The 17,909-nt window shown below is 72.3% G+C and carries 18 protein-coding genes; 10 read left to right on the top strand and 8 right to left on the bottom strand.

Annotated features, from left to right (window positions below; genetic code table 11):
- Positions 1 to 180 precede the first annotated feature (180 nt).
- Together AB0A69_RS27750 and AB0A69_RS27745 are read left to right on the top strand one after the other, a co-directional pair.
- Positions 181 to 882 carry a DUF1707 domain-containing protein gene (locus AB0A69_RS27750; RefSeq protein WP_361427665.1) on the top strand — a complete coding sequence of 234 codons (702 nt, stop codon included), beginning with the start codon at positions 181 to 183 and terminating at the stop codon, positions 880 to 882.
- A gap of 166 nt (positions 883 to 1,048) precedes the next feature.
- Positions 1,049 to 1,426, top strand: coding sequence for a WhiB family transcriptional regulator (locus tag AB0A69_RS27745; RefSeq protein WP_355359266.1), 378 nt, complete (start codon positions 1,049 to 1,051; stop codon positions 1,424 to 1,426).
- A gap of 96 nt (positions 1,427 to 1,522) precedes the next feature.
- Here AB0A69_RS27745 and glpX read toward each other — a convergent pair whose 3' ends face one another.
- Positions 1,523 to 2,554, bottom strand: coding sequence for a class II fructose-bisphosphatase (gene glpX, locus AB0A69_RS27740; RefSeq protein WP_361427661.1), 1,032 nt, complete (start codon positions 2,552 to 2,554; stop codon positions 1,523 to 1,525).
- A 139-nt stretch (positions 2,555 to 2,693) separates the two neighbouring features.
- Between glpX and AB0A69_RS27735 the strand changes: the two genes are divergently transcribed.
- Entirely contained in the window at positions 2,694 to 3,230 is a 537-nt protein-coding gene (locus AB0A69_RS27735; RefSeq protein WP_361427961.1) for a DUF4245 domain-containing protein, read from the top strand.
- Between the two features lie 53 nt (positions 3,231 to 3,283).
- Here the strand turns inward: AB0A69_RS27735 and AB0A69_RS27730 are convergent, their stop codons facing one another.
- The 3 genes from AB0A69_RS27730 to xseA form a co-directional block, all read right to left on the bottom strand.
- Complete coding sequence (locus AB0A69_RS27730) at positions 3,284 to 3,874, bottom strand: malonic semialdehyde reductase (RefSeq protein WP_361427658.1); 591 nt, start codon at positions 3,872 to 3,874, stop codon at positions 3,284 to 3,286.
- Positions 3,875 to 4,047: 173 nt separating this feature from the next.
- A complete protein-coding gene (locus AB0A69_RS27725; RefSeq protein ID WP_361427655.1) occupies positions 4,048 to 4,344 on the bottom strand; it encodes an exodeoxyribonuclease VII small subunit in 297 nt (98 codons plus the stop codon).
- A gap of 10 nt (positions 4,345 to 4,354) precedes the next feature.
- Entirely contained in the window at positions 4,355 to 5,584 is a 1,230-nt protein-coding gene (xseA, locus tag AB0A69_RS27720) for an exodeoxyribonuclease VII large subunit (protein ID WP_361427652.1), read from the bottom strand.
- A 107-nt stretch (positions 5,585 to 5,691) separates the two neighbouring features.
- On the opposite strand from xseA, the gene AB0A69_RS27715 reads away from it, so the two are divergent.
- A complete protein-coding gene (locus tag AB0A69_RS27715; RefSeq protein ID WP_361427649.1) occupies positions 5,692 to 5,796 on the top strand; it encodes a putative leader peptide in 105 nt (34 codons plus the stop codon).
- Between the two features lie 169 nt (positions 5,797 to 5,965).
- The gene (locus tag AB0A69_RS27710; protein WP_361427646.1) at positions 5,966 to 7,426 is read left to right on the top strand and encodes a sulfatase-like hydrolase/transferase; all 1,461 of its coding nucleotides are present in this window, start codon (positions 5,966 to 5,968) and stop codon (positions 7,424 to 7,426) included.
- A gap of 110 nt (positions 7,427 to 7,536) precedes the next feature.
- On the opposite strand, the gene AB0A69_RS27705 is transcribed toward AB0A69_RS27710, so the two are convergent.
- Positions 7,537 to 8,907 carry an APC family permease gene (locus tag AB0A69_RS27705; protein ID WP_361427643.1) on the bottom strand — a complete coding sequence of 457 codons (1,371 nt, stop codon included), beginning with the start codon at positions 8,905 to 8,907 and terminating at the stop codon, positions 7,537 to 7,539.
- Between the two features lie 54 nt (positions 8,908 to 8,961).
- Between AB0A69_RS27705 and AB0A69_RS27700 the strand changes: the two genes are divergently transcribed.
- Both AB0A69_RS27700 and ppgK read left to right on the top strand, forming a co-directional pair.
- Complete coding sequence (locus AB0A69_RS27700; protein WP_361427640.1) at positions 8,962 to 9,981, top strand: 4-hydroxy-3-methylbut-2-enyl diphosphate reductase; 1,020 nt, start codon at positions 8,962 to 8,964, stop codon at positions 9,979 to 9,981.
- A 38-nt stretch (positions 9,982 to 10,019) separates the two neighbouring features.
- Positions 10,020 to 10,763, top strand: a complete 744-nt coding sequence (gene ppgK / locus AB0A69_RS27695; RefSeq protein ID WP_361427637.1) for a polyphosphate--glucose phosphotransferase — start codon at positions 10,020 to 10,022, stop codon at positions 10,761 to 10,763.
- Between the two features lie 156 nt (positions 10,764 to 10,919).
- Here ppgK and AB0A69_RS27690 read toward each other — a convergent pair whose 3' ends face one another.
- Positions 10,920 to 11,561: a DUF6542 domain-containing protein gene (locus AB0A69_RS27690; RefSeq protein ID WP_361427634.1), complete on the bottom strand. Its 642-nt coding sequence runs from the start codon at positions 11,559 to 11,561 to the stop codon at positions 10,920 to 10,922.
- Between the two features lie 173 nt (positions 11,562 to 11,734).
- Here AB0A69_RS27690 and ychF point away from each other — a divergent pair, with 173 nt between their 5' ends.
- Positions 11,735 to 12,823 (top strand): redox-regulated ATPase YchF, encoded by a 1,089-nt coding sequence (gene ychF, locus AB0A69_RS27685; protein WP_361427632.1) that lies wholly within the window; start codon positions 11,735 to 11,737, stop codon positions 12,821 to 12,823.
- Between the two features lie 741 nt (positions 12,824 to 13,564).
- The gene (locus tag AB0A69_RS27680) at positions 13,565 to 14,983 is read left to right on the top strand and encodes an ATP-binding protein (protein WP_361427630.1); all 1,419 of its coding nucleotides are present in this window, start codon (positions 13,565 to 13,567) and stop codon (positions 14,981 to 14,983) included.
- A gap of 259 nt (positions 14,984 to 15,242) precedes the next feature.
- Here the strand turns inward: AB0A69_RS27680 and AB0A69_RS27675 are convergent, their stop codons facing one another.
- Positions 15,243 to 15,410, bottom strand: a complete 168-nt coding sequence (locus tag AB0A69_RS27675) for a hypothetical protein (RefSeq protein ID WP_361427627.1) — start codon at positions 15,408 to 15,410, stop codon at positions 15,243 to 15,245.
- A gap of 241 nt (positions 15,411 to 15,651) precedes the next feature.
- The gene (locus AB0A69_RS27670) at positions 15,652 to 17,358 is read right to left on the bottom strand and encodes a PucR family transcriptional regulator ligand-binding domain-containing protein (RefSeq protein ID WP_361427624.1); all 1,707 of its coding nucleotides are present in this window, start codon (positions 17,356 to 17,358) and stop codon (positions 15,652 to 15,654) included.
- 260 nt (positions 17,359 to 17,618) lie between these two features.
- Here AB0A69_RS27670 and AB0A69_RS27665 point away from each other — a divergent pair.
- On the top strand, positions 17,619 to 17,909 hold a 291-nt coding region (locus tag AB0A69_RS27665), incomplete at its 3' end, for an FAD binding domain-containing protein (RefSeq protein ID WP_361427621.1).

Genomic DNA, 17,909 nt, shown 5'->3' with positions numbered 1-17,909 from the left:
AACGCCCCGAGCCGCCCGAACCTGTGAGGTAAGGCTCAGTTGCCGGAGTCGATTGCGCCGGTTCGGCACCACGGCAGTACGGCAGTACGGCAGTACGGCACCTCGGCACCACGGCGGCCCGGCCGGCACCACGGTGCGCGGGGACTGGTCGCGATGTATCGCGTCTGGCAGGCTGGTCCCGTGGACTTCGAGAAGCAGCCCCAGAAGCCGGCCGCGCCCGCGCCCGCAGCCGCGCCCGCCGAGCCGCCCGCCCTGCGGGCCTCGGACGCCGACCGGGACCGGATCGCGGACATCCTCCGGGAGGCCCTGGCCGAGGGCCGGATCGACCCGGAGGAACACGCCGAGCGGATCGACGCCGTCTACCGGGCCAAGACCATGGGCGAGCTGGAACCGCTCGTACGGGACCTGCCCGCCGCGCACGCCGCCCGTCCGCCGGGCCGGCCGGCGACCCCGCCGTCGTACGCGTACGCCCACGGCCCCGACGACGACGCCGGACCCGCCGACAAGGTGGTCGCGGTCTTCTCCAGCACGACCCGCAAGGGCCGCTGGCGCGTGGGCCGCCGGACGCACGCCTTCTCGCTGTTCGGCACCGTCGAGATCGACCTCAGCGAGGCGATCTTCACCCAGCGGCTCACCACCCTCAACGCCGTCGCCGTCTTCGGCAGCGTCGAGGTCCGAGTCCCCGAGAACATCACCCTGCGCGGCGGCGGCACGGGCGTCTTCGGCACCTTCGAGGTGACCGCCCTGGAGGCCACCGACCCCGAGGCCCCGGTCGTGGTCGTCAACGGCGCGGCGGTCTTCGGCAGCGCCGAGGTCCGCCCCAAGCGCGGCAAGCGGATCGCCGACCTGCACGACCGGATGCGCAAGCACCTCGGCCACTGACGCCGGGACGGCCCGTCCCTCAGGGCCGACCTGCCCTGCGGCGGCTTTCGGCCGACCGGAATCCCACCTGCCGGACCGGAACGCCACGCACGGCATAGGCGCGCGCACAACGGGTAAGCCTTGCTGCATCGTCTCTCGCTCGCGAAGCCGTCGTCAGGAGTAGACCGTGCTGCAACTGCCGCATCAGCCCCTCCAGGTCGCCGCCGTCCCTGCCCCGCGCCTTCCCGCGCGAGAGGACCAGGCCGGGCCGTGGCACACCGAGGCGGTGTGCCGCCGGGACGAAGCAGGCTTGTTCTTCGCCCCGTCCAAAGAGCCCACGGCCGCCCGGCTGGCCCGCGAGGAGGCCGCCAAGCGGGTCTGCGCGCGCTGCCCCGTGATGGTCGAGTGCCGGGAGCACGCGCTGCTCCAGCCCGAGCCGTACGGCGTGTGGGGCGGCCTCACCGCGGCCGAGCGCCGCGTCGTGCTGGCCCGGCGCAGGCGCCGCGAGGTCGAACTCAAGAAGGCGGCGGCCTCGACGGGCCGGCAGATCGCCGCCGCGGGCTGACGACCACCGTCCTGACGGCCACCGCCCGGCCCGTACGGGAAGGGGCGCTCCCACCGCACATGGGGGCGCCCCTCTTCGTTCTTTGCGAGGGCGCTGTTACTTGGCCCGGTCGAAGTCGATCTGGCTGTACGCGCGCAGCTTCGACAGCCGGTGCGTCGAGTCGATCTGCCGGATCGTGCCCGACTTGGAGCGCATGACGAGCGACGACGTCGTCGCCGTCTCGGCGCGGTAGCGCACGCCGCGCAGCAGCTCGCCGTCGGTGATGCCGGTGGCGACGAAGAAGACGTTGTCGCCGCTGACCAGGTCGTTGGTGGACAGCACGCGGTCCAGGTCGTGGCCGGCGTCGAGCGCGCGCTGCCGCTCCTCGGCGTCCTTCGGCCACAGCTTGCCCTGGATCACACCGCCCAGGCACTTGATCGCGCAGGCGCTGATGATGCCCTCGGGAGTGCCGCCGATGCCCATGAGCATGTCGACGCCGGTGCCCTCGCGTACGGCCATGATGGAGCCGGCCACGTCGCCGTCCGAGATGAACTTGATGCGCGCGCCCGTCTCGCGGATCTCCTTGATGATGCCCTCGTGGCGGGGGCGGTCCAGGATGACGACCGTGACGTCCTCGGGGGAGGAGTGCTTGGCCTTGGCGACGCGGCGGATGTTGACGGACACCGGGGCGTTGATGTCGACGTAGTCGGCGGCCTCCGGGCCGGTGACGAGCTTGTCCATGTAGAAGACCGCGGACGGGTCGAACATGGTGCCGCGGTCGGCGGCCGCCAGGACGGCGATGGCGTTGGGCATGCCCTTCGCGGTGAGCGTGGTGCCGTCGATCGGGTCCACGGCGATGTCGCACTCGGCGCCGGTCCCGTCGCCGATGCGCTCGCCGTTGAACAGCATCGGGGCTTCGTCCTTCTCGCCCTCGCCGATGACGACGACGCCGTTCATCGACACGGTGGAGACGAGGGTCCGCATGGCCCGCACCGCCGCGCCGTCGGCGCCGTTCTTGTCCCCGCGGCCGACCCAGCGGCCGGCGGCCATCGCGGCGGCCTCGGTGACCCGGACCAGTTCGAGGGCGAGGTTGCGGTCGGGAGCCTCGGGGGAGACCTCGAGCTCGGACGGCAGATGATTGTCGGTCATCGGTACGCACCTTTCTGTACGGCGACGGCCGCAAGTGGTGAAGAGGGTGCTGCGACTCTATCGGTAGGTCGACATATTGAGCAGAGGGGCCCACGTATGAGCAGGCCACGCTGATGCGACCATAGGGGGCGTGGCAGGTATGCGAGGCAACCGGACAGTGCGCGGGATGTTCCAGTCGATGGCGGTCATCTTGGCCGCCTCCGGCGTGATCTATCTCTTCATTCCGCACGACGAGAACGCGGACCCGATCAAGCCGGTGGACTACCGCGTCGAGCTGGTGACGGCCCAGCGCGCCGCCCCGTACCCCGTGCTGGCCCCCGAGGGCCTCGCCAAGGGGTGGACGCCGACCTCGGTCTCGTACGAGCGCGCGGAGGGCGACGCCTGGCACCTCGGCTTCCTGTCGCCGGACACGCCGGACCGGCAGTACGTGGCGGTGGAGCAGTCGACGGCGAGGCCGGAGAAGTTCATCGCCGAGGTGAGCCACGAGGCGCGGGACACGGGCCGTACGCAGCAGGTCGGCGCGGAGGTGTGGCAGCGCTGGGAAGGGCCGAAGTACGACGCGCTGGTGCGGCGTGAGAAGGGCGTCACGACGGTGGTGACGGGCACGGCGTCGTACGAGCGGCTGGCGGAGATGGCGGCGGCGCTCACCTCGCCGAAGACCCCGAAGAAGGCGTGAACGCCCGTGGGCCCCCGAGCGCGCGGCGCTCGGGGCCCACGGGGCGGTACGGCTCAGACGGTCTTGACGACCTCGTCGTAGGCGAGGCGCGGGCTGCGCGGGAACCAGGCGTCCTCGCCCGGCTTGCCGATGTTGACCACCATCAGCGGGGTGTGGTCGCCGTCCAGGAACTCCTTCTGGACACCGGCGAAGTCGAAGCCCGTCATCGGGCCGGCGGCGAGCCCCGCGGCCCGGACGCCGACGATGAAGTACGCGGCCTGCAGGGCGGCGTTCAGGGCGGCGGACTGCTCGCGGACCGGGCGCTCCGCGAAGAACATGTCCTTGGCCTGCGGGAAGTGCGGCAGCAGCTGCGGGAGCTCCTCGTGGAACTCGTTGTCGGCGGCGAGGATCGCGACCAGCGGGGCGGAGGCGGTCTTGGCCTGGTTGCCCTCGGCCATGTGCTTCACCAGGCGCTCGCGGGCCTCGGCGGAACGGACCAGGACGACGCGCAGCGGGGTCTGGTTGAAGGCGGTGGGGCCGTACTTCACCAGGTCGTAGATCGCCTGCACCTGCTCCTCGGTCACCGGCTCGTCGGTGAAGGTGTTGGCCGTCCGGGCCTCGCGGAAGAGGAGGTCCTGGGCGGCGGCGTCGAGAACGAGGGACATGCTGGTGCCTTTCGTGATGCGGGTAGCAGGCGATGTCACGACCGTACCCCCGAGATGTATTAACTTTCAACTAAATCGGGGTCCGGGTGATCCATGTCACCCGGCTCTCCGGATCCGGCCGCCCGTCTCAGTGGTCGTCGCGCCGCCACCGTGGTTGCCGCGCTGCCACCGTCTCAGTGGTCGTCGCGCTCCGGCCGCTGCTCCGCCAGCGCCGCGTCCAGGCGGGCGCGGGCGCCCTCCAGCCAGTGGCGGCACACCTTCGCCAGCTCCTCGCCCCGCTCCCACAGCGCCAGCGACTCCTCGAGCGTCGTGCCGCCCGCCTCCAGGCGGCGTACGACCTCGATCAGCTCGTCGCGCGCCTGCTCGTAACCGATCGCCGCCTCGGTCGCGCCCGCGCCCGCGCCCGCGCCGGCTCCCGAGTCCGCGCCGGGGCCCGTGCCGGTGTCCGTGTCCGTCGTGTTGGCTGCCATGCGCACCACCCTAAGGGCGGGGTACGACACCGTCGGCGGTCACGCGCACGGCGAACTCGCCCTCCGCCACCCGCGCCCGCAGCTCCTCCTCCGGCGCGACCTCCTCCGGCGAGCGCACCACCGCGCCGTCCGCGCGCTGGAGCACGGCGTACCCCCGCTCCAGGGTCGCCGCCGGCGAAAGCGCCACCACGCGCGCGCGGGTGTGCGACAGCTCGGAGTCGGCCCGGTCCAGCAGGTGCCCGAGCACCCGGCGGCTGCGCGCGACCAGGGCGTCGACCTCCGCCTCCCGCTCGTCCACCATCCGCTGGGGGTGCTCCATCACCGGCCGGTGCAGCGCGTGCGCCAGGCCCCGCTCCTCGCGGTCGAGCAGGCCCCGCACCGTCCGCAGGGCCCGCTCCCGCAGCGAGCGCACGCGCTCCAGCTCCTCGCCGACGTCCGGCACGACCTTCTTGGCGGCGTCCGTCGGCGTGGACGCGCGCAGGTCCGCGACCAGGTCCAGCAGCGGCGAGTCCGGCTCGTGCCCGATCGCCGACACCACCGGCGTACGGCACGCGGCGACCGCCCGTACGAGCTGCTCGTCGGAGAACGGCAGCAGGTCCTCCACGCTGCCGCCGCCGCGCGCGACGACGATCACGTCGACGTCCGGCAGCTCGTCCAGCTCGCGGACCGCCTGGACGACCTGCGGCACCGCGTGCACGCCCTGCACGGCGACGTTCCGCACCTCGAAGCGGACCGCCGGCCAGCGCCGCCGCGCGACCTCCAGCACGTCCCGCTCGGCCGCCGAGGCCCGGCCGCACACCAGCCCGATCAGCTGCGGCAGGAACGGCAGCGGCTTCTTCCGCTCCGCCGCGAACAGCCCCTCCGCCCCCAGCGACCGCTTCAGCATCTCCAGCCGCGCGAGCAGCTCCCCGATCCCGACGGGCCTTATCTCCGCGGCCCGCAGCGACAGCTGCCCCCGCGGCGCGTACCACTCCGGCTTCGCGTGCACGACGACCCGCGCGCCCTCGGCGACGACATCCGCGACCGCGTCGAACACCTGCCGGTAGCAGGTCACGCTCACGGAGATGTCGTACGACGGGTCGCGCAGGGTCATGAACACGACCCCCGCGCCCGGCCGTCGCGACAACTGCGTGATCTGCCCCTCCACCCACACGGCGCCGAGCCGGTCGATCCACCCTCCGATGAGCCGCGACACCTCACCGACGGGCAGCGGAGCTTCGGCAGACGTATTCAGACCCATGCGAGCGAGCGTACGCGCCCGCACCGACACCGCCACGGCCCCGCGGGCCGTCCGCGATCCGATCCGGCGTTGACAGGTACATCGTCCTTCCGTGAAGCTCTTGCCCCATGCAGGCTTCCCGTGACCTCGCGGTCACGCTCGTGGAGCGCCGCCACGTCGACCTGGTCCGTGTCGCGAGCGCCATCTGTCGCCGCGCCCTCGTGCGCGCCTGACGCACCGCCGTCCCACCCTTCGCCTGCCGCCGGTATGAGGCGGCCGCCCCGCTGACGGCGCGCTGAATCCTTCCTCTCACCTTTTCCAGCCCTTCCCGGGGCTGTCCCTCGCCGTGCGCCGCAGCGTCCTGCCATGCGCTGCGGACGCACCGCCGTGTCTGGAGACCCCATGACGTCCTCACCCACGCCCTCGCCCTCCCCCTCGCCCTCCCTTTCACCCGGCCGCCCGAGCCTGTCCCGCCGCGCCCTCGGCGCCGCCGCAGCCGTCGCAGCGGCCGCCACCGTCGTCGGCCCGACCGCGGGTGAGGCCGCGGGAGCGGAGCACACGCGCGAGCGGCCCTTCCGCGCCGCTGCCGGGAGGCGCTCCCCGCGCCCCAACATCCTCTTCATCCTGGGCGACGACCTCGGCTGGGCCGACCTGTCGTCGTACGGCGCCCGGCACATCAGGACCCCGCACCTGGACCGGCTGGCCGCCCAGGGGCTGCGCTTCACCCACGCGTACGCCGGATCGTCCACCTGCTCGCCGACCCGCTTCAGCCTCTACACGGGCCGCTACCCGGGGCGTACGAAGGGCGGCCTCGCCGAGCCCATCGCGGACAGGTCCCAGGGCCTGGAGCCGACCCACCCGACGCTGGCGTCCCTGCTGCGCGCCGCCGGGTACCGCACCGCCCTCATCGGCAAGTGGCACTGCGGCTACCTGCCCGACTACAGCCCCGTCCGCTCCGGCTGGGAGGAGTTCTTCGGGAACTTCGGCGGTGCCCTGGAGTACTACTCCAAGCTGGGCCTCGGCGGTGAGTACGACCTCTACGAAGGGGACGCGCAGTACAAGGACCTGCGCTACTACACCCGCATCCTGACGGAGCGGGCCACCGAGTACGTCCTGCGGCCGGACCACGACCGGCCCTGGCTGCTCAACCTGAACTACACCACCCCCCACTGGCCCTGGATCGCCGACGGCGACACCGAGGCGAGCGCGGACCTCGTGCGGCGCATCCGGTCCGGGGACACCCGGGCCCTGTGGCACGCGGACGGCGGCTCGGTCGAGAAGTACGCGCAGATGGTGGAGGACCTCGACCGCTCCGTAGGCACGGTCCTCGACGCGCTCCGGCGCTCCGGACAGGAGCGGGACACCCTCGTCGTCTTCGCCAGCGACAACGGCGGGGAGCGCTTCTCCTACACCTGGCCGCTGTCCGGCACCAAGGGCTCCCTCCAGGAGGGCGGCATCCGCGTGCCCACCCTCGTGCGCTGGCCGGCCCGTATCGATCCGCACCAGGTCACCGACGAGCCGGTCTTCTCACCGGACTGGACGGCCACCCTGCTGGACGTCGCGGGTGCCCGCCCCCACCCCGCGTACCCCCTGGACGGGACGAGCCTCGCCGGCCACCTCCTGCACGGGCACGACCTGCCGGAACGGTCGCTGTTCTGGCGCGTACGCGGCGAGCGGGCGCTGCGGCGGGGCGACTGGAAGTACCACCGCGGCAAGGACGGCCGGGACCGGCTGTTCCACCTCCCGTCGGACCAGCGTGAACAGGCGGACAGGGCGGCCGCCGAGCCCGCGCTCCTGGCCGACCTGCGGGCCCGGTGGGAGCGGATCGACGCGGGGCTCCTGCCGTACGCGCCCGCAAGCTGAACGGGTGGACCCGGGGGCCGGGGCGACCCCGGCCCTCGGGCCCGGGGGCGCTTCCGGCCCCCGCCCCGGGGGCGACCCCGGTCCCGAGAGGACCCCGGGGCCGCCGCCCCCTACGCCGCCCTGTCCCGCCGCCCCCACTGCACCGCCAGCACCACCAGCCCCACCGCCAGCCACAACACCCCCACCACCAGCGCCGACGTCGCCGCCTCCGCGATCACCGCCACCAGGATCGCCCCGCCGACCACCGGCAGGACGACGTGTTTCAGCCAGTGCGGCGGCCGCCCCGTACCGCCCCTGCGTACCGCGAACCAGCCCACCACGCTGGCGTGCAGCAGCACGAACGCCGTCAGCGCCCCGATGTCCACCACCGACACCAGGTGGTCCATCCCGTCGTCCCGCCGCGCCGCCCACACCGCCGCCACCAGCGTGACCACGGCCGCCACCGCCAGCGCCACCCGCGGCACCCCGCCGTCCGTACGCGCCAGCACCTGCGGCAGGCGCCGGTCGCGCGCCATCGCGAACAGCAGCCGGCCCGCCGCCGCCTGCCCCGCGAGCGCCGCGAAGGCCGCCCCGATCGCCTTGCTCGTCGCCACCAGGTCGTGCAGCCAGCCGCCCACCGACGCCTGCACGGCGTCGTAGAACGCCGACCCCTGCCGCCCGGGCTCCGCCGCCAGCCGCGCCGACGGCACCGGCTCCAGCAGCGCCACCAGATACGTCTGCGCCACGAACAGCACGCCCGCCAGGGCCAGGCAGAACAGCACCGCGCGTGCCACCTTCCGCGAGCCCCCGCTCGCCTCCTCCGCGAACGACGCGATCGCGTCGAAACCCAGGTACGACAGCACCGCCACGGACACCGCCCCCAGCACCGCCGCCATCGAGAACCCCGCGTCCCCTGTCAGCGGCGACAGCCAGCCGCGCCGCGCCCCGTCCCGTACGAGCACCACCACCGCCGCCACCACGAAGACGCCCAGCACCGCGATCTCCAGCGCCAGCACCGCGAAGCCCACGCGCGCGGCCGCCTGTACGCCCCACAGGTTGAGCAGCGTCGTGATCACCATGGCGAGTGCCGTCCACACCCACCGGTTCACGGACGGCACCAGGGCCTCCATCGCGATGCCCGCGAAGAGGTACGCGACCGCCGGGATCAGTACGTAGTCGAGCGCCGCCATCCACCCGGCGACGAACCCCGGCCCTTCCCCCAGGCCCTTGCGCGCGTACGTGAAGACCGATCCCGCCTGCGGGGCGACCCGCACCATCTGGGCGTAGCTGAACGCGGTGAACGCCATCGCGACCGTCGCCACGACGTAGACCAGCGCGACCGCCCCGCCCGACTTCGCGTCCAGGGTGCCGAAGACGCCGACCGGGGCCATGGGCGCGATGAAGAGCAGCCCGTAGACCACGAGATCCCGGAATCCGAGCGTCCGCCGCAGCCCGCCCCCGCCGTGCCGCGGCTCCGCCTCCTGCGTACTGGTGCCGACCATGCCACCCAGTCTCCGTACGCGGCGGATCATGCACCGGTCCGACGCGCCCTTACGATGGGACGCATGACTGCTGCTACGCCTGCCGCCCGCCGCGTCCTCCTCGCCGCCCCCCGCGGCTACTGCGCGGGCGTGGACCGCGCCGTGATCGCCGTCGAAAAGGCCCTGGAGCAGTACGGAGCGCCGATCTACGTACGGCACGAGATCGTGCACAACAAGTACGTGGTCCAGACGCTGGAGAAGAAGGGCGCCGTCTTCGTCGAGAAGACGGAGGAGGTCCCGCCCGGCTCGATCGTGATGTTCTCGGCGCACGGCGTGGCCCCCGTCGTCCACGAGGAGGCGGCGGCCGGCCGGCTCGCCACCATCGACGCGACCTGCCCGCTGGTGACCAAGGTCCACAAGGAGGCCATCCGGTACGCGCAGGAGGACTTCGACATCCTCCTGATCGGCCACGAGGGCCACGAGGAGGTCATCGGCACGTCCGGCGAGGCGCCCGACCACATCACGCTGGTCGACGGCCCGGGCGACGTCGAGAAGGTCGAGGTCCGCGACCCGTCGAAGGTCGTCTGGCTCTCCCAGACCACCCTCTCCGTCGACGAGACGATGGAGACGGTGGACGCCCTGAAGGAGAAGTTCCCGCTGCTCGTCTCCCCGCCGAGCGACGACATCTGCTACGCGACGCAGAACCGCCAGCTCGCCGTGAAGCAGATGGGCGCCGAGGCGGACCTGGTCATCGTCGTCGGCTCGAAGAACTCCTCCAACTCCGTCCGCCTCGTAGAGGTGGCCCTGGGCGCGGGTGCGAAGGACGCCCACCTGGTGGACTTCGCCGACGAGATCGACGAGGCCTGGCTGGAGGGCGTCGCGACGGTCGGCGTCACCTCGGGCGCGTCCGTCCCGGACGTCCTGGTCGAGGGCGTACTGGAGTGGCTGGCGCAGCGCGGCTTCGCGGACGTCGAGATCGTGAAGGCGGCCGAGGAGTCGATCACCTTCTCGCTGCCGAAGGAACTGCGGCGCGACCTGCGCGCCGAGGCGGCGGCGCTGGTGGCCGAGGCGGAGGCCCGCGCCGAGAAGCGGTGATTCGTGACGTGTCGGTGCCGCCCCGTAACGTTGAGTCCATGAACGTCTTCGGAGTGGACATCGGCGGGTCCGGGATCAAGGGCGCTCCCGTGGATCTGGAGCGCGGCGATCTGACCGAGGCCCGCCACAAAGTACTGACCCCGCAGCCCGCGACACCCGACGGTGTCGCGGGCTGCGTCGCCGAGGTGGTCGCCCACTTCGGGTGGTCGGGCCCGGTCGGCGTCACCTTCCCCGGCGTCGTCACCGGCTCGACGATCCGTACGGCGGCGAACGTCGACAAGAGCTGGATCGGCGTCGACGCGGCGGCCCTCATCCGGGAGCGGCTGGACGGCTCCCCGCCCGTGACGGTGCTCAACGACGCCGACGCGGCCGGCCTCGCCGAGATGACCTTCGGGGCCGGGCGCGGCCGCAAGGGCACGGTGATCGTGCTGACCCTCGGCACGGGCATCGGCAGCGCGGTCTTCACGGACGGGCACCTGGTGCCCAACACGGAACTGGGCCACCTGGAGCTGGACGGCCACGAGGCGGAGAAGCGCGCCTCCACGAAGGTGAAGGACGACAAGGACCTGAGCTGGGAGGAGTGGGCGCACCGGGTGCAGAAGTACCTGGCGCACGTGGAGATGCTCTTCTCACCGGAGCTCTTCATCCTGGGCGGCGGCGTGAGCCGCAAGGCGGAGAAGTTCCTGCCGCTGATCGAGCACGTCCGGGCGGAGCTGGTTCCCGCGCAGCTGCAGAACAACGCGGGCATCGTCGGCGCGGCGATGGCGGCCGCACAGCGCTGAGACGCAGGAGGGCCCGGCGGGGAAGGTCCTCGCCGGGCCCGGCGTCGCCCGCGTCCGCCGCGGAGAGGTCCCGGGAGCCGGCTCGCCACCACCCGGGAGGGCGCCCGTCGCGGCCTGGCGCTCCGGCGTGGTGCGGCGCTGCGGCGTGGTGCCGCTCTACGGCGTGGTGCGGCGCTGCGCCATGCGCGCGGCGGCCGCGGCGCGCTGGCGCCGGCCCATCTCGCGCACCTTGCGTACGCAGGTGATGAGGCCCGCGACCAGCGTGCCGCCGTACAGCCACCCGGCGTGGACGGCGAGCGCGGTGACCACGGCCATGGTCCGGCCGCCGACCCCCCCGACGCCGCCCGCGATCGGTACGACGCCGACGGCGAAGGCGATGGGCACGCTGATCGGCGCCGTGACCAGGTCGGCCTCCCGTACCCACAGCGCGGTGAGCGCGCTGACGGGCAGGAAGAGGAGCCCGTACACCAGCGGCGAGCCGCCGAACAGCAGCCAGTCCAGACAGCCGACGACGAACATGGCCCCGGCGGCGAACAGCCCCGCGCCGAGGCCGGTCAGCCGTGGCCGGGGCAGCCGCCGCAGCGCGAGGACGAGGGGCGGCACCGGCCGGGGCCGGGGGCGGCGCACCGGCCCGCCGCGCGGCCGCTCCGGCCGGGCACCGGGACCGGGCCGTGGGCCCCGCCGTACCACTGGGCGGGGAGGCCCCTCGACGAGCGCACCCTGGGGCGGCGGGGCGACCGGGGGGCGCTGGCGCGGCCGCTGCCGGCGCCGAGGGGGACTGTTCCGTTGCTGCTCCACGTGGACAACGTAGGTCGCGAGCGGGCGGGAATCCGGCATCGGACACGCCGTTTATACGACCTTGGCCGAGAGTTCGCCCGGGCGACGCCCCCGCCGGCCGTCGCTGCCCGCCTCGGCACGCCCGTAAACTGGGGGGTCGGCCCACCATCCACACTTCTAGGGAAGTCGCCAACGTGTCGCTCACGATCGGAATCGTCGGCCTGCCGAATGTCGGCAAGTCGACCCTGTTCAACGCCCTGACCAAGAACGACGTGCTGGCGGCCAACTACCCGTTCGCCACCATCGAGCCCAACGTCGGCGTCGTCGGTGTCCCGGACGCCCGCCTCACCAAGCTCGCCGAGATCTTCAGCTCGCAGCGGGTCCTCCCGGCGACCGTCGACTTCGTCGACATCGCGGGCATCGTGCGCGGCGCGAGCGAGGGCGAGGGCCTGGGCAACAAGTTCCTGGCGAACATCCGCGAGTCCGACGCGATCTGCCAGGTCATCCGCGCCTTCAAGGACGAGAACGTCGTCCACGTCGACGGCAAGGTCTCGCCGAAGGACGACATCGAGACGATCAACACCGAGCTGATCCTCGCCGACCTCCAGACGATCGAGAAGGTCCTGCCGCGCCTCCAGAAGGAGTCCCGGATCAAGAAGGACGTCGCCCCCAAGGTGGCGGCGGTCGAGGCGGCCAAGGAGATCCTGGAGAAGGGCGACACGCTCTTCTCGCACGGCATCGTCCAGGGCTCCGAGAAGGCCGAGCTCCTCCACGACCTGCACCTCCTCACCACCAAGCCGTTCCTGTACGTCTTCAACGTCGACGAGGACGAGCTGGTCGACGAGGCCTTCAAGGAGGAGCAGCGCGCCCTGGTGGCCCCGGCCGAGGCGATCTTCCTCAACGCCAAGCTGGAGGCGGACCTCGCCGAGCTCGACGAGGAGGACGCCATGGAGCTCCTCCAGTCCGTCGGCGCCGAGGAGCCCGGCCTGGCGACCCTGGCCCGCGTCGGCTTCACCACCCTGGGCCTCCAGACCTACCTCACGGCGGGCCCGAAGGAGTCCCGCGCCTGGACCATCAAGAAGGGCGCGACGGCCCCCGAGGCGGCCGGTGTGATCCACACCGACTTCCAGAAGGGCTTCATCAAGGCCGAGGTCATCTCCTTCGACGACCTGGTCGCCACGGGCTCGGTCGCCGAGGCCCGCGCGGCGGGCAAGGCCCGCATGGAGGGCAAGGAGTACGTGATGCAGGACGGCGACGTGGTGGAGTTCCGCTTCAACGTGTGAGCCGCTGCATCAACACCACGTCACTGACCTGACAGGCATGCAGGTCAGAAGGGGCCCGACTCTTCCGAGTCGGGCCCCTGACCTTTCCCGTGCTGGGATCGTGCTGGGAAAGCCGGTCCGAGGTCACGCGTCATCACCCCTGCTCATCCCTGCCGCGCTGGGATCATGCTGGGATGCCGGTGAGGTCCCCGTGCCCGAGGTGCGCCCCGTGCCGCTCTCCGCCGTCCGCGGCGTGAACGCGCCCTCGCCCGCGTCGATCCCGGATCAAGGAGGGGGTCGGCGGCAGAGGACGCCTGAGCGCCGAGTTTCAGGCCGAGGTCGATCAGCGTCCCCGTACCGGCCGCGAGGACCGCCCGGCGCCCGACGGGCCAGAAGTTCGAAGCGGCGGGGGTGTCGGTGGTTCCCGAGTCGGTTTCGGGGCGGACGGCCAGGCGCTGTAACTCGCCGTTCGCGCCGAGGAAGGCGTCGCATCGCCGGGCCAGTTCGGGGACGCGGAGCGCTCCCCCGCGCTCGACTTTGCCGAGGTACCCCTTGTCGCCTGGTGGTGTCCGCTCCAGGGCGAGATCGCCAACCACCTCGGCTATGACGAACACGACTCCTGTAGGGGAGGGCGCGGCACAGCTGCAACGGCACCCGGGAGCAGGAACGCTAGCGGGCCCTGAGTAACAACTGGCGAGGCGGTTTACTAACCTCTATGTTACTAACATTATCGTTAGTGCCGTGCGTGGAGGTCGACAGGTCGTGGTGGATTTCGTAGGCCGTCGGCAGGAGCTGGCGACGTTGGAGCGAGAGCTGCAGAAGGTGGCGGCAGGGGTTGGTGGGGAGCGGCCCGGTCGGTGCGTGATGTTGCGTGGGCGGCGCCGGGTGGGCAAGTCGCGACTGGTCGAGCGGTTTGCGGAGCGCTCCGGGGCCCCGTTCTTGTTCTACGCGGCGACCGGTGCGTCCCCCAGGGATGATCTGGCGCGGCTGGCCCGGGACGCCCAAGCGTCGACGTTGCCGTTGGCGGGGCTGGTGGCCGCCGCACGGCCGGAGAGCTGGGACGCCGCTTTCGATGTGCTGGCTGCGGCGCTGCCCGCCGACCGGGCGAGCGTGCTGGTCATCGATGAGGTGCCGTACCTGATGGACGCCGGCGGCGCCTTTGAGGGGATGCTGCAACGGGCCTGGGACCGGGTGCTGGAGGTCAAGCCGGTGCTGCTGGTCCTCATCGGCTCCGATCTGTCGATGATGGAGGCTCTGAACAGCTATGGACGCCCCTTCCATCAGCGCGGCCGGGAGATGGTGCTCGGGCCGCTGAACCCCGCTGAGGTAGGGAGGATGCTCGGGCTGGAACCGGCGGAAGCCTTCGACGCCGCGCTGGTCACCGGCGGGCTGCCGCTGATCTGCGCCGAGTGGCCGAGAGGGGAGGGACTGTGGGACTTCCTCGGCGAGGCGCTGAGTGATCCGGTCTCCGCCCTGCTGGTGTCGGCCGAGCGCTCGCTGGCTGCCGAATTCCCCCCGCAGGCCCAGGCACGTACGGTGCTGGCGGCCATTGGAAGTGGCGAGCGGACCTTCACCAACATCGCCCGTGCGGCCGGCGGAATCGGGGCCACGCCCCTGCAGCGAGCGCTGGAGCTGCTTACGGACAAGCGGATCGTCGCTGCGGAGCTGCCCGTATCGCTGCGTCCGTCGAAGGATCGCCGCTACCGGGTGACAGATCCCTACCTGCGGTTTTGGCTGCACTTGCTCGGCCCATCCATGGAGGAGATCGAGCGAGGGCGGGGCGATCTGACCCTGGCGCGGGTCCGGGAGAACTGGACCAGTTGGCGCGGCCGGGCGATCGAGCCGCTCATCCGAGAGGCGCTCGCCCGGATACTGCCCGACGACCGACTCCCCGCAGCGCCTGCAGTCGGCGGCTACTGGACCCGCACCAACGACGTTGAGATCGACATCGTCGGGGCGGACCGCGCCGCCATCGCCAAGGAGCTGCTCTTCGTCGGCTCCATCAAGTGGCTGGAGCGGTCGCCCTTCGACCGGCACGACCTGGCCGCTCTTCATCGACACCGGGCCGCCCTTACCGGCGAACCTGTTCCAGTCGTGGCGGTCTCGCGCAGTGGAGTCGACTGCCCAGGTCTCGACGCGGCCTACGGCCCCGGCGATTTGCTGGCTGCTTGGCCGCTGTGAGTGGCAGATGGCAGGTGAGGCATGGGAGTTGGTCAGCGCGATCAAGTGGCAGGCGTTGCCGAGAAGTCCCACGGACCCCGGCTCCTTGCCGGCACTGTTGTGTAGCGGTGGCGACCCTGAGTCCTCCTTGTTCCTGACCCCCGCGGTCGACGCGGTGCGTCATCCAGGTGCCGCGCGGCCGTCCCGCAACGGCCAAGGCCACCGCACCCGGGCAGCGGGTGCGGTGGCCTTGGGCCGTCACGGCGAGAGGGCGGGGGCGTCAGCCCCAGATCGGCTCGTTGTTGGTCGTGGAGCCGGTGGAGTTGATGGAGGCGGTGGTCGCGAGGACCGGACCGGTCTGCTGCTCCGCGGCGGCGGTCGTACCGCCCAGAGCGACGAGGGCGAGGGCGGCAGCGGTGACGGTGGCGGCGACGGCGGCGCGAAGCATGCGGAATCCCTTATTCGCTAAGTGACGGGTCGTGACTGCCGGTGTTCCCCGGCGACACCGATACTGCCGTCGGACGGGGCGCGCCGACAGAGAGATCGCCTGGCATGATCCGTCCAGGCACAACCGTGTCATCTGCGCCCCGTGGTCCGTCAGTTGGACCCGGACCACCGAGCTCAAGGCCGCGGTCGGGGCCGGGCGCGGACGAGCCGGGCGACTCGTCTCGCGTCCCATCGGTGGCCACTCAGCCCGCCCTCAGCGCCGCGAGGAAGTCCAGCCTCGTCTCCAGCCGGGCCAGATCGCGGCCGGTGAGGTGCTCGATGCGGGCGATGCGGTGGCGCAGCGAGTTGACGTGCAGGCGCAGGCGGGCGGCGCATCGGGTCCAGGACGCGTCGCAGTCGAGGAACGCCTCCAGCGTGGGCAGCAGGTCCGTGCGGTGGCGGCTGTCGTGGTCGCGCAGCGGGCCGAGGAGTCGGGTGGCGAAGGCGTGCCGCGTCTCGGCCGGGATGAGGGGCAGCAGCGACAGGATGTGCGAGGTGAGGTCGTCGGGGCCGCGTACGGTCACGCGGTCCGGGCCGTCGGCGGCGACCCGCAGTGCGGTACGGGCCTGCTCGAGCGCGCGGCGGGCGTTCCCGGGGGCGGGCACCGGAGAGCTGACGCCGAGGGAGACGCTGCCCGCGGGGCCGAGCCAGCGGGTGAGCACCGCGGTGAGTTTGCGCTGCAGGGCGGCGCAGTCGAGGACCGGGTCGGGCGCCGCGCCCGGGCGCTCGGGCAACCGTACGAGGAGGACGGCCTGTTCGCCGTCGACGGTTCCGGCGACGTCCTCCGGCGGTACCAGCACCGGGCCGTCCTCGTGGATCAGGGCCTCCTCCAGCAGGACGCGCAGGGCGGCGGCGGGAATGGGGCGGACCGCGTCCCACTGCCCCTCGGCCACCACGAACTGGCTGCGCTGCCAGCGGTCGCGCCGGGTGACGACGCAGTGCGCGGTGCTGCGCAGCCGGATGGGCCACTCGTCGGGTGGGACGTCGCTGTACAGGAGGTCGAGGATGCGGCGGGCGAGGTCGCTGAGCACCGCCTTCTCCTGGTCGTGTACGGAGCGCGCGTCGGCGACCAGTTCGACGATCCGGTCGAGGAGTTCAGCGTCCGCCGCGGGCCACCGTGACGTGTCGGCGTCCACGACGAGCAGCCAGTCACCCAGCTCGGCGGCGTGCCCCCCGGCGGCCGCTGCCGCTGCCGATGCCGCCGACGCCGCCGATACCGCCGACGGTGTCGACAGTGTCGCGGTGTCGCGTACCGGCACGAGCGAGTAGAGCCGGTCGCCGAGCGTGACCCGGTGGGGCGCCGCCTCGTGTGCGCGGCGTGCCGCGAGGTACCGGGAGGCCAGCGCCACCGCCGTCTTGGGCCGCAGCGCGGGGTGCGCCCCGGCGATCTGACGCCCGGTCGCGGACAGCACCCGCACGTCGAGGCCGAGGCTGCTGCGCAGGAGCTCCAGTACGGCGTCCGGGGCGCCCTGGTCGGTGAGGAGCCGGCGGTGGCGTTCGACCACGGAGGCGAGGTCGCCGCCGGGCCGGTGCTGCACACGGCGCAGGACGTGTTCGGTGATGGCGCCGAACGACGTCTCCGGCCGTACGGCGATGAGGGGAAGGCCGTGGCGCCGGCAGGCGCGTACGACGTCGTCCGGTACGCACCCGTGTTCCACCTCGCCGGCGGCGAGGGCCGTGACGCCCGCGCGGTCGAGGATGCGTACGAAAGGCTCGGCGTCTCCGTCCTCCTGCCACCAGGCGAGCCCGGTGAGGACGAGTTCGCCGCCGGTGAGGAAGCGGCCGGGGTCGGCCAGGTCGATGGTCGGAACGGCGCGTATGGCTCGGTCGAGGACGCCGTCGTCGGCGTCCGGGCCCACGAGGAGGAGCAGTCCCAGCTCCTCGATGCCCAGGAGTTCGCGTAGCCGCATGAGCGCCACTCTCTCATGCGGCGCTGCATGTCGGGCGGGAATCACCGCAGTTCACCGCGTTGAGACGGTGGGAAAGCACGGTCGTCCACAGGCGGCGGAGAAGGCGCTTCTGAGCGATCGGTGACTGCCTCGCCCCGGTCATCGCGCTGTCTACTTCTCCGCGTGCGGCCGACAGCGACTTCGGGCCCCTCACTCGGGGCAGCGCCCGGACGAACGACTCGCCACGAACCACCCCAGAAGACCGACCAGGAGAGCCGCTCATGGAATTTCTTCGCCCCGCCGACTGGGCGGAGGCGCTCGCCGCGAAGGCCGAGCACCCCACGGCAGTACCGATCGCCGGTGGCACCGATGTGATGGTCGAGATCAACTTCGACCACCGCCGCCCCGAACACCTCCTGGACCTCGGCCGTATCGCCGAGCTCCGGGAATGGCACATCGGCCGGGACACCGTCCAGTTGGGCGCCTCCGTGCCGTACACGCGGATCATGGAGAACCTCCGTGACGAGTTGCCGGGCCTGGCCCTGGCGTCCCACACCGTCGCCTCGCCGCAG

Source organism: Streptomyces sp. NPDC045431 (assembly GCF_040646655.1).
In the GTDB taxonomy this organism is placed as follows: Bacteria; Actinomycetota; Actinomycetes; order Streptomycetales; family Streptomycetaceae; genus Streptomyces.
Note: the sequence above shows the minus strand (reverse complement) of the source record. Positions and strands in the feature narration are given on the sequence as shown.

Coding starts and splice junctions, on each gene's coding strand:
- glpX (WP_361427661.1), bottom strand. CDS start 2,554: ATGACCGACAATCATCTGCCGTCCGAGCTCGAGGTCTCCCCCGAGGCT.
- AB0A69_RS27735 (WP_361427961.1), top strand. CDS start 2,694: ATGCGAGGCAACCGGACAGTGCGCGGGATGTTCCAGTCGATGGCGGTC.
- AB0A69_RS27730 (WP_361427658.1), bottom strand. CDS start 3,874: ATGTCCCTCGTTCTCGACGCCGCCGCCCAGGACCTCCTCTTCCGCGAG.
- AB0A69_RS27725 (WP_361427655.1), bottom strand. CDS start 4,344: ATGGCAGCCAACACGACGGACACGGACACCGGCACGGGCCCCGGCGCG.
- xseA (WP_361427652.1), bottom strand. CDS start 5,584: ATGGGTCTGAATACGTCTGCCGAAGCTCCGCTGCCCGTCGGTGAGGTG.
- AB0A69_RS27715 (WP_361427649.1), top strand. CDS start 5,692: ATGCAGGCTTCCCGTGACCTCGCGGTCACGCTCGTGGAGCGCCGCCAC.
- AB0A69_RS27710 (WP_361427646.1), top strand. CDS start 5,966: ATGACGTCCTCACCCACGCCCTCGCCCTCCCCCTCGCCCTCCCTTTCA.
- AB0A69_RS27705 (WP_361427643.1), bottom strand. CDS start 8,907: ATGGTCGGCACCAGTACGCAGGAGGCGGAGCCGCGGCACGGCGGGGGC.
- AB0A69_RS27700 (WP_361427640.1), top strand. CDS start 8,962: ATGGGACGCATGACTGCTGCTACGCCTGCCGCCCGCCGCGTCCTCCTC.
- ppgK (WP_361427637.1), top strand. CDS start 10,020: ATGAACGTCTTCGGAGTGGACATCGGCGGGTCCGGGATCAAGGGCGCT.
- AB0A69_RS27675 (WP_361427627.1), bottom strand. CDS start 15,410: ATGCTTCGCGCCGCCGTCGCCGCCACCGTCACCGCTGCCGCCCTCGCC.
- AB0A69_RS27670 (WP_361427624.1), bottom strand. CDS start 17,358: ATGCGGCTACGCGAACTCCTGGGCATCGAGGAGCTGGGACTGCTCCTC.